Source organism: Rhizobium mesoamericanum STM3625, from assembly GCF_000312665.1.
In the GTDB taxonomy this organism is placed as follows: domain Bacteria; phylum Pseudomonadota; class Alphaproteobacteria; order Rhizobiales; family Rhizobiaceae; genus Rhizobium; species Rhizobium mesoamericanum.
Genome location: NZ_HF536772.1, coordinates 3,291,026 through 3,304,695, shown reverse-complemented (window position 1 = coordinate 3,304,695; position 13,670 = coordinate 3,291,026). Strand labels below are relative to the sequence as shown.

The following is a 13,670-nucleotide window of genomic DNA, read 5'->3' as shown; positions in this document are numbered from 1 at the left end:
AGGAGGAGAATATGAAAAGAATTGCCGCTGCGTCACTTGCCTTTCTAACGATTGGATTTACGGCGCCGCCCATGGATACCGCAAATGCTGTCGTCTATTGTCAATATATCAGTTATCCGGCGGGCTGCGTCGTAAGACCCGGGGTGGTGCTGAGGCCGCGCCCGGTTGCTCGTGCAGCGCGTGGTACAGTGACGCACGGAACTGCTGTAAATCAAGGTGGTCCAGTTAACCGCGTCGGTCGTCGCTAGTTGTCGATTTCGACGCCATCGACGCGGTCATCGATCGATCAAGGGCTGCGATCAATCAGGCAAAAGCATCGCCGGCGCACCCGACATTGCGCTCCCGGATCCGTCCCCAAGCAATCGGCGGCGCCATGCGATGTAGGAATTTCGCACCAATCCATGAGCAGCCAGATAGATGTTACGCGATGCTACAGGCTTCGACGTGCGCTGCCTGCTAGCCTGTAGCAATGAGATGCCCATTTTTCCGTGGGGATAATCGGAATGCAAATGCTGAAACCTAGTGTCATCTCTGCTCCTCCTCTTTTGACACGTGCGGTCATCCGGCTGGGGTCAAAAGGGCATCTGCACCACGCTCGCAGCGTCGGCGGCAATCATCGAGAAGCCGCACCTCACCAGCACGTCGCAGACCCTGATGCAATAGGATAAGCAAGATGAAATGGATTGTGTCTGTTATCGCCGGACTTGTCTTCGCATTCAACGCCATGGCGCAATCGCCGACGGCCGCACCGCAGCAAAAGATCGATGAGCTCCTCCGCCTCCTTCAGGATCCGGACGTCAAGGCTTGGCTCAACAGCCGAAAGGAAGCTGTGCCTCCGGCTCCGGGCGACACCGCCGCAGCGGGCTCGAACGATCTCGTCAAATGGGAGACAGCAGCCCGCACACGCGTTCATGAGGTGTTCAGCGCCATTCCCGCGATACCGGCGGAAGCGGTGGCCGCCGCCAGCCGAACACGTCAGCAGGCCATCAGCATGGGCTATGCGCCGGTGTTCGTTATATTCAGCGGGCTTGTCGCTCTTGGTCTTCTCGTGGAGGGACTGTACCGCAGACGAGTCGGTCCGCGTGAAACGCTTTTCGGAAGACTGGCCCCGGTCGGCATCTTTGCAGGGACCACGGCGATCGTCTTCTTTGCGGTGGAGTGGCCGCCTCTCGCCAGCGTTGCACTGCTCGCCTATCTCTCTGCCTTCGTGGCGTTCCGCGTCGTAGTGGCACTTCTGTCTGTCGCGGCGATTGCGAGGCCATTGCGTGTCCGCATAAAGATCATCATCGGCCTGATTTGCTTTGCCATTGCCACTGCCACGATTGGGGAGCCGCTCGGCATGCCGCCCCTCGCCAGGGAGGCGCTCAGTTACTGCTTTTCAGTCGTCGGGCTCCTTCTGGTCATCGAAACTGTGTGGAATACGTCGTCGCGAGCCCGTTCTTGGAAGGCGGCCGTGACGGCATTCCTTGTCGCCTTGTGGCTTGTCTGGTGCCTCAACATGCGGGGCCTGTTTTGGATCGGCGTTTATGCGCTTGTTCTTCCCTCGATTCTCAACACCGTCGGCCGCATCGCCGGAACGTTCACGAATGACCCGGCCAGCCTTCGTGGCATCTTGATCGTCCGGGGCGCACGCGCGACGGTAATCGCGGCCGCAGTTGCCTGGCTTGCACTGGTCTGGCGTCTCAATCCGGATACGCTGGGTCAGCGCGACCCCATCGTAGCGGCATTGTTCTACGGCGCCTTGAAAAGCGTTCTCATCCTCGTTTGCGCCGACCTGCTTTGGCAACTGACGAAGGGGTGGATTGATCGAACACTACGCGGGTCGGCGGAAACAGCGTCTCTTCCACCTGCCGATGCCGCCCGGCGGGCGCGGTTCCGCACGCTTTTGCCGATCTTCCGCAATGCCCTGGCGGTCGTGGTGGCCGTCATGGCAGCATTGATTGTGCTTGCTCAGCTCGGCGTGCAGATCGGACCATTGATTGCTGGCGCCGGCATCTTCGGCGTCGCCATTGGCTTTGGCTCGCAGACGCTCGTCAAGGATGTCATCAGCGGGGTGTTCTATATGTTGGATGATGCCTTTCGCGTGGGAGAATACATACAGGCCAAGGACTACAAGGGAACCGTCGAGGGGTTCAGCCTGCGTTCCGTTCGCCTGCGTCATCACCGCGGGCCGGTCTTCACGGTGCCGTTCGGCGATCTGGGCGCCGTCCAGAACATGAGCCGCGATTGGGTTATTGACAAGTTCAGGATCACCGTCGGCTTCAATACCGATATCGACAAGGCCCGCAAGCTGACCAAGAAGGTTGGAGCAGAACTCAAGGAGGACGCGGAACTGGGGCCGCTCTTCATCGAGCCCTTGAAGATGAAGGGCGTCGAGGAATTCGCCGACTACGGCATTGTGTTGAGTTTTGCGATGACTACCGTTCCTGGCATGCAGACCTACATCCGTCGCAAAGCCTACGCCAAGATCCGTGAGTTGTTTCTGGCAAACGGAATTACGTTTGCGCAGCCGACTGTGCAGGTCGGAGGTGACGAGAAGGACGGTGGAGGCGCGGCCGCGGCCGCGCAGGCTATCCGGACGCAACAGGCCTCTGCCGCCACGCCAACCACCTAACGATTCTTGTGCTTCAGGTGCCGAACGGGTTGTCGATGGTTTGCAAAGTCCTCTGCTCCAGGTCGATATATCCGAGATCATAGTGCATGAAGCTGACGTGCCAAATACCGTCGTCGACCTGCTTGAGGCCGAGCCTCTGACCGGCCATGACGGTTGAGATGTTGATCTTCTTGCGATGGATGCACAGACGGCCGCAGTTGGTGACGATGGCATCGCGGTCGTGGAAGGGATAGCTGATCTCGGGCGGGCGAATGGCAAGCCATGTTTCTAAGCCCAGATGGCTCCGCTGCGCACAATGTCGCCCGCCGAACTGATTTAGCTGCTCGAGCTTGAAGCGTTGCTGGAAGGGAAGTCAGCGCAGCCAGATGGCCGTCATTGACCGAAAACATCCAAAGGCTCACATTTCCCAGCGGCGCATCCCTCCCCGGCCAAGATCGAAAGATGTTCGGAAATAAGTGGAGCAATCGACTGAACGACAAAATCGTGTCGCCGATTATTAAGGGTTACCAGTCGCATATTTACGTTTTGAAATGCATGATGGCAAAGTGCCAATCCGTGCGTAAGTGGCACGACTTGATCTCCGATATCGTGCGCGATCGTCCACGGAATCGTAATGAGCCGAGCTTTGGGAGCTGCTTCAAATCGATCTGTAACGAAGCGGCGGATATAGGCGGGCACAAATGCTATGACGGACGCGACAGCATTGACCGTAACCAGACCGGCGATGTCTCGATCTCTTTCGGCGGCAAGCTGGATGGCAATGTTACCTCCAAGAGAATGACCTACAAGTAGAACAGGCAAGTTCGAGACGGCTGTCGCATGTCTATAAAAGGCCCGCGCATCGTGCATCAGCCCTTCTTCCGAGGGAAGCCCCTCGTTTCCACCGTAACCGCGGTATTCCGCAACAATAATTTGGGCACCAAGTTGGTAAAGCGGTGCAACGAGGGTAGCGCATTGAGCTGCACTCCCGCCATTTCCATGGAAAAAGACGATGCAGCATTTGGCGTCGAGAGGCGCTTGCGTCGCCAGTCCCGAAATCGACAAACCGTCTGCGGTTGTGACAGTGATGGTATGGAAGCATACGCCATCGTGTTGACAGTCCGCTGGCGGCACATTTTCGGGATAGTAAAGTCGGGCGCTAACCCTCTTGTTTATCCCCGGTATCAATTTGCTCAAGAACATGTGCGGTTACCCATTTTCCAATGCGTCCTCGAAACGGCCAGGAAGCCCTGGCGGTTTCTCTAGGTCTTCCCACATAAACCAGAATTCAGGATTTTCTATCAGGAGATCCTGAAGGCACCCGGCGCAAAAAGAGTTGCAGGCTTCGACGAAATCTCTGGCGTGCAGAAATCCATAGGGATCAACAACGCCATGTATTTTCATATGATTCCGATAAATGCTCATCGGCCGGCTTTGAAACAGTATTGCGAACCCGCGGTTGAGGACCCGATATATACTCAATTGGTACTGTTATATCAGTGCATGTGATTGGTGAATGGAGGAAGCGAGCTCGACGAGCAGATCGCGCATCCATTGCTGCACCGGGTGAACCTCATTTCGACGGTGCCAAGACATGACGAACGGGACCGGAGGCAACGATAGAGGCAGCAGGATAGGCTCGTTCTTGAAGCCGGAGCGGGTGACCACGCCTTCCATAATCGTCGCGATCAGGTCCGACCGGGCGACCATCAACGGTGCGGCGTACATCTGCGGGAGAGAGACGGCAATGCGACGACGATGCCCGCTCGCCGCCAGCGCCGCATCGACCTGCCCAAAACCGCTCGCCCTCGGCGGCGTTGGCAGCTTCGCCATCCAGTTCGCCCGGGCCGCTGGCGCGCGCGTCATCACCACCGCCTCGGGTGACGGCATCACCATCGCCGACGAGGCGCTTGCCAAGGCGCACGGCGTGTCGGCAGCCTTCGTCTTCCACTCCTCGGATGCTCGCCGCCTTGCCGCTGTGATCGATAAGGTCGCCGGCGGAGTTCAGGTCCTGATCGACCGGGTGATCGATCTGAACGATGGGTCGGCTGGCTTCGCCCGGCAGGCATCGGGCCGCGCTCGCGGCAAGATTATTGTGAGCCCGGAAGCGGCCAATAGCCGAATGGTCCCCTGAGGAAGCTCAACCACACGAGCGTAACTTTGAGGGGCGCGTGTTTGGACTGAGCTCGTTCATCTTGCCGTAATAGAGCCCCCGGCCGTTCCGCCGGGGTTCTGCTTTTGGGGTTCCAGTCCAAAAGGAGGCCCCAACGCAGGACGGAGTGCGCGGGGCCAAGGCTGACAACACGGCTGCTTTGGGGTTGACGCTGCCCAAAGCCTGCGATGACTCTAATCCTTATTTTTAGTGCTGCTAATATATTCTTTCGGCGCATCTGGACGAACGCGAATTGGTCGCCATTTTCTGATTCCTGCTTTGTCAAGGGTGCAGCCATGAATGAAGACCTTCCCGTCCTAATCAAGCCACTCGAAGTGGAACTAAACGGAGTCGGCCAATATCAGCACGCCGAGACAGTGCAGGATTTGGTGAAGATGCTGATGGGCGGGAAATGGCCGGGAGGCGGAAGGAAGTACCATAACGCACTGTGGCGATCGATGGAGGCTATCGACTGGTATATCGATGCCAGTACGGCACGCGCGGCTTTCGTCGATGCGGCGCATGAAGCGGGAATGCACGTTCTCCCTGATGATATGGCCCAAACAGTTATACTCGGAGATAACGCACTGAAAGATCGAACACTCGCCAAGGCATGACGGGGCGCGCTAGTCGGCGGAAAGCTTCATACTTGGCCTCCAGCTTGCGAAGCTTGCCTGCGGCCCTGCCGGTCGATTCTCGTCGGTTGTGTTTCATGTACATAATGTGTGCAAGCCACGCCTCCCGACCCTACGAATGATCATATCACAGCCTTGGATGTGAAGAAGCGTTCCAGCTCCTCGGCAAGCGCTTCTGGGGCCTCCTCCGCCATATGGTGTCCGCAGTCGATGCCGGCCCCTGTTACCGGCCGTGCCGCCCATGGCTGCCACACAGAAACCACATCGCCGTAGAGCTCTTCCATATCGTCCCTTCGAGACCACAGGACATGAACCGGACATTGGAGCTTGCGGCCGGCTGCGCGATCCTCCCGGTCATGCAGAGGATCGACGCGGATACCGGCGCGATAGTCGCCAAGCATTCCTTTGATCGTTTCGGGATCATGGATGGCCGCCCGAAAATCTCTGTAATTCTCAGAGCCCATTGCCTCTGCCGAGCCGCCGTACCAGGCATCGGGATCGGCGAGGATCGCCTGCTCGGGCTTGCGAGGTTGGGCAAAGAAGAACCAGTGCCACCACCTGGATGCAAAATTCGCGTCACATCGTTCGAGCGCTTCCAGGATCGGCACGCTGTCGAGCACTGCAAGTTTCGACACGCTGGACGGATGGTCCATCGCGGTGCGGAAAGCCGTGTTGCTTCCGCGGTCATGGCCTGCCAGATGGAAGCGGTCGAAGCCGAAATGCTTCATGAGAGCCACGCAATCGCGGGCCTTTGCCCGTTTCGACGATGCCTCGTCATTGTCAGCGTCGATCGGCTTGCTAGATTGACCGAAACCGCGCAAATCCGGACAAACCACAGTAAAGCGCCGGACAAGCAGTGGCGCGACCCTGTGCCAGGTCGTATGCGTTCTCGGATGTCCGTGCAACAGCAGAATGGGCGGACCGGAACCGCCGTGGCGCACGCGAAGCGTCGCCTCCGGCAATTGAATCATGTCGAGCTCGAAACCTGCAAACATCGCGCCTCCTGCCTTTGAACAGGTGGAGCAACGTCCATCTTCGTGCTTCGTTCCCCGGTTTAGAGCTTAGGTTCCTGGCCCGAAGGAAAAATGCAATGGCAGACGACAAATCAAAGCGCGGCGCGGCTGATCGCGGCCGGGTTTCAGCGAGCGAACGTTACAAGGCCGCCTATTTCGTGACGAAATAGATGGAAACCGCAAAGCCACTAACGCGGCGGCAACCAAAAAGAAGCCCCGCTGAACAAGAGCAGGGCTTAGTTTGGTGTACTGGAAAGGTCAGAACACGAACGAGAACGTTCAGTATTCCGAGCATAAAAAACGCTTTACCAATTCTGCGGTTCCCGTTCGATAGCATACAAAAAACCCCGCAGACGCGGCTGCGGGGAATTTTGCATTGAAACAGCTTTGCCGGGGATTTTGCAAAGCCAGCGACAAACCCAAAAGCGCCGCCGTTTGCTCCAACTCCTTTTGGATGATGCCTTGACCGGGTCGCGCCGCGCCGCATTTCCAAGCCATTGCCGAGGACACGGCAAAGAAACCGATGCCATCCATATGAACCACTACTGCTCTGTAACCGCGTGCGGGAAATGGGGGCGGTCTCGGTTTTGCCTCATCCAAGACAATCGAAACCCGCTGGTGGTGCCATGTACACTACCTGCAATGGGAAGACATTAAGGCCCGCGGTCAGAGCCGCGCCCGAAGTCCCGCTTGACAGCAACTTCGAGGGGAAGAAGATACCGCAAAGCCCCACCGCAAACGGGTCCGCTGACTCCCCAACGTAACGATCTCGTCTAGGCAGACAGCTCTTTGGCTTGCGCATTGATCTTCCCGTAGGCATCCTCGAACGGATCGCTCATTGGCATCAAAGGCGAGGCTCCAAGAAGAAGAAGGGCTTTCAGATGCTGCCAGCCGCCTTCCTCGCCGAGAACCGTTGCATAGGATGTCATCGGCTCGCGTAGCTCACCGGCATACAGGCGCTCGTAGTCCACGAAATTTGCGAAATTTTCGCAATTGCTGTCCGAGGGGTGGAAGGTCTCTGCCGCCGCACCTTCGGCAATGATTACTTGATGCGTCGCGAGCAGGACGGCGTAATACTCAATCGTCATATCGTCGCGCGGTGCGATCGGCGCAATTGTTGTCCCGTTTACGAGATCCTTCACGCGGATGAGTACGCCATTGAGGAACAGAGCGTGACCGGGTGACAGGTAGAGATCGGAATGTGGCGTGCCGTTGCCGAGCGCATGACGTGCCACTCGAATTGGTACGACGCCTTCCTGCCAGCACCCGCCTTGCTTGGTAAATGCCTGCCGACCGACCCACTTGATGGGGCTGGTTTCTCCTTCCAGAAGGACAACGCCATCTCCAGTCTGAAGATCCTCGACACGCTTTTCGCCGCAATCCGTGAGGATTGACGTCCCACGCAGAAAGCATTGTGCACCGGGCTTGCCATTCCCACCGGCGTTGCCGTTGCCGTTACCCCATCCCAAATGCAGGCCCGCTGCTCTCACCGGCAAAGACGACGTTGCCATTACAAGAGCCGCCATGCTTGCGACCCGAGCAGCGGCAGCGGCCGCCACTCCCAGAAAACGTCGGCGCGCGGTGTTGCGTGGCAGATTTGGATCTTCGCGATTAGGCATCGTGATGCTCCCATTCACAGGGATGGAACTATCGATGGACGGATTAAAAATATACGCCTCCGACCGTTTCTCCCTCAGCTAGCAGAAAGGCTTAGTACGAAACCGTACGGCGAATGAAAAACCCGCAGTCGTCGGCGCAGGATTAAAGGAGAGCATTGAAGCTTCGAGGGGGCATTCGGCAAATAAACGCTAACGACGACGCTGCGCTTCGGTTCCGTTCGCTAGCGAACAAGCGTCGTAGTAGATTGATGTTTGCTGCGACTAAGAACCCGCAATCGATTGCCGGGAAGAAGTTCGACTGCCCTCTCAGTGCCAAGAAGCGTACATTGGCAGCCACAATCGTAGTGGCCGCCAGGATCGTGGATCTTCAGTAGCGCCCCTCTCGGCGTCAGGCGGCAGGGCGAATGTTATGGTTCATCCGGAACAGGTTGCTTCCGTCGTATTTCTTTTTCAGTCGAACGAGACCCTCGTAGTTGTCGCCGTACGTGGCCTTTAGGCGCACATCGCCTTCGTCGTCCATCATGAAGTTCGGGTAAGCGCCGCTAAGATCAAACGGATGGACCGCCTGCCAATAGTCGGTCGCCCATTTCTTCAACGTCCCCGCCTGCCGCGGATCGGCGTCAACACCGGCAATAACCATCGACCACGTAGCATCCCGGCAACTCCATGCCGTTTCATCGCTTGCCTTGCGATGGACAGCGGCATCGATCGGGTAGAGGTGCATGCACGAGGGTTCGCTGGGTGCCTTGGCGACCTGTTCGATGTGCGCTTCGATCGCCGCATCGGGAAGCGTCTTCACGAAATCGCCCTTCCAGTACCATTGAAGGCCTTTCGGATAGAGCCCGTCGAACATGCCTTGAAGTGCCGGGTAAGGTATCGGACCTGCAAAATCGACAATCGGAACCGGAAGCGCCTTGCGAATAGCATTGACTGCCTTCTCCCCGTTGGCGACCGCTCCATTGTAGGAAACGAGAAGCACGCAGATCTTCTTGCCACGATGCTCGACTGGGAACGGATCGGCGGAGGGAACCGTCTGCAGTCCAAGAAAGACGTAAAACTCGTCCGGCGCGGTTGCCAAAAACTCGCGGTACCAGCGCATCACCGTCCCGGCATCCTTCAACTCCCAGAAGATCGGACCGGCATAAACCGTGTCCGCAGGGTGCGCCTCGAACAGAAAACTGGTGACCACGCCAAAGTTGCCACCGCCGCCGCGCAGCCCCCAGAACAGATCCGGGCGCTCGGCCTTGCTGGCGGTGACGAACGTGCCATCCGCCAGCACGACGTCGGCCTCGATCAGATTGTCGATTGCAAGCCCATATTGGCGAGTGAGGTATCCGTGGCCACCGTTCAGCGTCAGGCCCGCCACGCCTGTGGTCGAGACGACACCAAAGGGGATTGCAAGCCCAAAGGCGTGGGTGGCATGGTCGACCTCGCCAGTCGTACACCCGGCACCTACACGAACTGTCCGCTTTACCGGGTCGACGCGCACACCCCGCAGCAGCGACAGATCGATGACGATGCCGTCGTCGACGCTGGCAAACCCAGCTCCGTTGTGGCCACCCCCGCGGACGGCGATTGGAAGCTCGTTGTCGCGGCCGAAGTTCACGGCGGCAATCACGTCTGCAGCATCCGAACACTTTGCGATCAAAAGCGGCCGCTTGTCGATCATGGCATTGTAAAGCCTGCGGGCGTCCTCGTAGTCGGCATGGTCGCGTCCGATAAGAGTACCGCGGAGATTCTGTGTGAGCTTCCCGATGTTTTCGCTGTTCATTACACCCTCCTGAAGCCGAGCCTGAAGCTCCTGACGTCGAATCGAACGCTGACTAGATGCGTTCATGGAACGATGCACTGACGACTTAATTCGCTTCCCACAGCGGTCGATTTCGGTTTCAGAGAATGCGCCGAAAGATGCAAATAGTCCATAATTCAAGGCTAAGGCCCAAAGACTGCGACTGATCAGCAACCGAAATAGGTTTCGCAAATCCATTGGTCAGCAACCTGACGATCAGCGGGGATCTTCGTAAACTCTCGGTCCGCGCAACGGCGTGCAGACGACCGTCGTTCGTGGTATTTTTCAGCAATGGTTGAGCGGATTGAAAGTCGATGCAGACGATTGAGGATTGGCTGGCCCAACTCGGTCTCGGCAAGTACGCCGCGGCCTTCATCGAAAATGACGTTGATCTGCGAGCGCTCCCTCATGTCGCGGAATCCGACCTCCGTGAACTCGGCGTCTCGCTTGGCCACCGGAAGATTATTCTGGCCGCGATAAACGGACTTGCGCACCAACCTTCGGACGAACAGCAACCTGCTCCCAACGCGACGGACGCTGCGGCTGACCGAAGGATACTCAGCGTGCTCTTCTGCGACCTCGTAGGGTCGACTGCATTGTCGGAGCAGCTCGACCCTGAAGACATGCACGAGTTGATCCGCCGTTATCAGGATAGCGTCGCGGGCGCAGTCACGCGGTTCGGAGGTTATGTCGCCAAGTATCTCGGAGATGGCGTGCTTGCCTATTTTGGGTGGCCGATGGCGTACGAGGACCACGCCGAGCGCGCGATCCGGGCCGGTCTCGAGGCGATGGTCGCAGTCGATGCGCTGCAATCGCCCAACCAGCGGGGACTGCAGGCTCGGATCGGCATTGCATCGGGGCACGTGGTCGTTGGCGACACTGACGGCAGCGCGAAGGAGCGTGGATCGATCGCGGGAGACACACCCAATCTGGCAGCACGCCTGCAGGGGGCGGCCGCCCCGGGCCAGATCGTGGTCTCGAACAGCACCCGCCGCCTCGCCGGGAGGTCGTTCGAAATCGCCAGCCTCGGCGAGCGGAAGCTCAGAGGATTCACCTCGCCCATTGCGCTGTTCGAAGTCCGCGGCGAGCGAGAGGTGGACAGCCGTTTCGAAGCCGCGCATTCCAGAAAGCTTTCGAAATTTATCGGACGCGCCAGCGAGATCGGCCTGCTGCTCGAACGGTGGGAGCTGGCAAAGGCCGGCCAAGGACAAATGGTGTTTTTGTCGGGGGAAGCGGGCATCGGAAAATCCCGCCTTGTCGAAGCCTTGGAAGAGCACTTGCACGAAACAGAGCATGAACTGATACGATTGCAGTGCTCACCCTATCACGCCACGTCGGCATTCTACCCAATCGTCGAGCGACTAAGCCGGCTCGCGATGTTTACCCCGACAGACGACCGAAACACGCGGCTCGAGAAGTTTCGCACCCTGGTCAGCCGCTACGGCGAAAGGCCCTCGGACGTTGGCGCGATCTATGCGGAGCTACTATCGTTGGATGTCGGTGACGAGTTCAAGCCGCTAAATCTCTCCCCCCATCAGCGCAAGGAACTTCTCGTCCGCACTCTTGCGAACCGCCTGCTGCTTGCGACCAGAATCGCACCGGTGCTCATGGTCGCAGAAGATGCACACTGGATGGATCCCTCAACCATCGAAGTGCTACAAGAACTCGTCGGCCGACTTCACGGCACGGCCGCCCTTGTCGTCGTGACCCATAGACCGGAATGGAGCGCGGACTGGGCCAGCGGATTGGCGCAATCGACAACACTCTCCCTTGGACGCCTGACCAGGCAACAGATGCACGAGCTCATCGGATCGATGGACTGCGACATTCCCGAACAAGTTGCGGAAATGATCGCAGAGCGAGCGGACGGCGTGCCGCTGTTCATCGAGGAGTTGACCCGCTCAATCATCGAGACCGGAACGTCAACGTCGCCCAACGTAGAGATCCCGGACAGCCTGCAGGGTTCTTTGATGGCTCGTCTCGATCATCTAGCAGCAACCGCCAAGGAGATCGCCCAGATTGCCGCTGTAATTGGCAGGGAATTCGACCGTGGCCTCCTTTCGAAGATTGCAGGCCTCGATGATCGGATCCTTGGGAAGGCACTGCACCAGCTTGTTTCCAGCCAGATCGTCGTCGGAGGCGGTGTCTTGAACGATACCCTTGTTTTCCGTCATGCGCTCATTCAGGATGCCGCCTATAAATCCCTCCTTAACCGACGGCGGCGACACTTCCACGAGGAGATCGCCAAGGTTCTCGTCGACCAGTATGCCGATGTCGCTGCCACACAGCCTGAACTGATCGCCCAACACTACGAGAAAGCGCAGCGGGTCGAACTCGCGCTCCCATACTGGATGAAAGCCGGAGAACGAGCGCTTGCACGATCCGCCAATTACGAGGCGGTCGACCATTTCCAGAACGCACTGTCGATCGCGGAACACTTGCCCAAGGAGCCCGGCCAGCAAATGGACGTTCTCGAAGCAGTCCTGAAACTAGGCGACGCCCTGTACGCTGCGGGCCGTATGACGGATTCGCTGGCGAAATACAGGCTGGCCGCCCCATTGGCACGCAAAGCGGCAGACACGCAGGGCTTCGTTCGCGCAGTGATCGGGCTTGACAGCTCCCAATTTCTCTCTTCGAATTCGCTTGCCGAAACCTTACCTCTTCTCGAGGAGGCCCTGGCGATGGTCGAACCAGCGGACAAGAGGTCTCGATCCCAGCTTTTCAGCCACCTTGCGCGGGCATACGCCTACCTGAGTGACAGCGAGAAGGCAGCAACATGCCATAGCGTAGGAATAGAACTCGCCCGGCAGGTTGGCGACAAGACCTCGCTTGTGGAGCTCTCAGTTCTCCCCCTCCTGACGGCCTCGCCGGTCAAATCCGCCACGGAAAAACGCGAACGGATCGCCCGCGTAGATGAAATACTGCGCCTCGCGGGTGAGATAGACGATGACGACGTGCTAACCAGGGCGCTTTCCATTGAAACCTACGTCTCAACTGAACTGGGCGATCGCGAACGAGCTGATCGGGCGGTCGACGCCCTGGAGGACCTTGGCACCAAGCGGCAGCATCTCAACGTCCAGTTCTACGCCCGGATCGCAAGAGCGATGATGGCTATCCTCGATGGAAGGTTCACCGCCGCTGAGGAGCTCGCCGAAGAAGCGCTGAAGCTCGGCAAGCACACTCTTGGCGTGGCGCCCGAAGGTGTCTACGGCATGCAAATGTTTGCGATCCGCCGGGAGCAGAGCCGTCTCTCGGAGGTCGCGCCTATCATTAAGTTGCTGATCGAGGAAAATCCGCAAGAAACGACCTGGCTACCGGGTTTCGCGTTAATTGCCTTTGACCTGGGCTATCGGGAAGCGGCCCAGCGGAGATTGACTGAGCTTGCCCGCACCCGATTCACCGTTCCGCTTGATGGAAAGCGAAGCGCGTCGCTGTCGTTCCTGGCGGAGGTCGCCGCCGGTCTCGGCGACACGAAAGCGGCCCAGGCTCTCTACAACCTAATGCTCGACTACAAGGAGATGACCGTCACGATAGGAATGGCGACTGTCTGCTTCGGTGCCGCAAGCCGGTATCTCGGCATGTTATCTGCCGCGCTGGGTGAGTTCGACCGTGCGTCCAAACACTATGAGCATGCTTTAGAGATGAACGCGGCAATCGGCTCGCGACTGTGGCTCGCGCACACGCAGGCGGAATATTCAGACTTGCTAATGAAAACAGGTAGCCGATCCACGATAAAGAGAGCAATGTCGCTATCCGAGCATGCCCGGTCAACTGCCGACGAACTGGGAATGGTCAGGCTGCAACAACGCCTGAAGCAGACCATTCACTAGGCCAACAGTTCGCTGCTTACGTGGGAAGAGGGTCTCGTC

At 58.3% G+C, this 13,670-nt stretch carries 10 protein-coding genes and 1 pseudogene; 5 read left to right on the top strand and 6 right to left on the bottom strand.

Annotated elements, in window-relative coordinates:
* The first annotated feature begins 11 nt into the window (after window positions 1-11).
* Window positions 12-248: a hypothetical protein gene (locus tag BN77_RS35860; protein WP_007533806.1), complete on the top strand. Its 237-nt coding sequence runs from the start codon at window positions 12-14 to the stop codon at window positions 246-248.
* Between the two features lie 425 nt (window positions 249-673).
* The gene (locus BN77_RS16220; RefSeq protein ID WP_007533804.1) at window positions 674-2,614 is read left to right on the top strand and encodes a mechanosensitive ion channel family protein; all 1,941 of its coding nucleotides are present in this window, start codon (window positions 674-676) and stop codon (window positions 2,612-2,614) included.
* Between the two features lie 13 nt (window positions 2,615-2,627).
* Here BN77_RS16220 and BN77_RS35660 read toward each other — a convergent pair.
* Both BN77_RS35660 and BN77_RS32230 read right to left on the bottom strand, forming a co-directional pair.
* Window positions 2,628-2,858, bottom strand: a pseudogene (locus BN77_RS35660) (transposase); the annotation flags it as partial.
* Window positions 2,859-2,986: 128 nt separating this feature from the next.
* Window positions 2,987-3,796, bottom strand: coding sequence for an alpha/beta hydrolase (locus BN77_RS32230; RefSeq protein WP_007533803.1), 810 nt, complete (start codon window positions 3,794-3,796; stop codon window positions 2,987-2,989).
* 391 nt (window positions 3,797-4,187) lie between these two features.
* Between BN77_RS32230 and BN77_RS16195 the strand changes: the two genes are divergently transcribed.
* Window positions 4,188-4,727: a zinc-binding dehydrogenase gene (locus BN77_RS16195; protein ID WP_244426185.1), complete on the top strand. Its 540-nt coding sequence runs from the start codon at window positions 4,188-4,190 to the stop codon at window positions 4,725-4,727.
* A gap of 314 nt (window positions 4,728-5,041) precedes the next feature.
* Window positions 5,042-5,362 carry a DUF982 domain-containing protein gene (locus BN77_RS16190; protein ID WP_007533795.1) on the top strand — a complete coding sequence of 107 codons (321 nt, stop codon included), beginning with the start codon at window positions 5,042-5,044 and terminating at the stop codon, window positions 5,360-5,362.
* A 140-nt stretch (window positions 5,363-5,502) separates the two neighbouring features.
* Here the strand turns inward: BN77_RS16190 and BN77_RS16185 are convergent, their stop codons facing one another.
* From BN77_RS16185 to BN77_RS16170, 4 genes are all read right to left on the bottom strand, one after another.
* Window positions 5,503-6,375, bottom strand: a complete 873-nt coding sequence (locus BN77_RS16185; protein ID WP_007533793.1) for an alpha/beta hydrolase — start codon at window positions 6,373-6,375, stop codon at window positions 5,503-5,505.
* Window positions 6,376-6,672: 297 nt separating this feature from the next.
* Window positions 6,673-6,927 (bottom strand): hypothetical protein, encoded by a 255-nt coding sequence (locus BN77_RS33525; protein ID WP_157224459.1) that lies wholly within the window; start codon window positions 6,925-6,927, stop codon window positions 6,673-6,675.
* 239 nt (window positions 6,928-7,166) lie between these two features.
* Entirely contained in the window at window positions 7,167-8,012 is an 846-nt protein-coding gene (locus tag BN77_RS16180; RefSeq protein WP_007533789.1) for a Hint domain-containing protein, read from the bottom strand.
* 388 nt (window positions 8,013-8,400) lie between these two features.
* Window positions 8,401-9,783 (bottom strand): FAD-binding oxidoreductase, encoded by a 1,383-nt coding sequence (locus BN77_RS16170; RefSeq protein WP_007533786.1) that lies wholly within the window; start codon window positions 9,781-9,783, stop codon window positions 8,401-8,403.
* 332 nt (window positions 9,784-10,115) lie between these two features.
* Here BN77_RS16170 and BN77_RS16165 point away from each other — a divergent pair, with 332 nt between their 5' ends.
* A complete protein-coding gene (locus BN77_RS16165) occupies window positions 10,116-13,631 on the top strand; it encodes an adenylate/guanylate cyclase domain-containing protein (protein WP_007533783.1) in 3,516 nt (1,171 codons plus the stop codon).
* The last annotated feature ends 39 nt before the right edge of the window (window positions 13,632-13,670 follow it).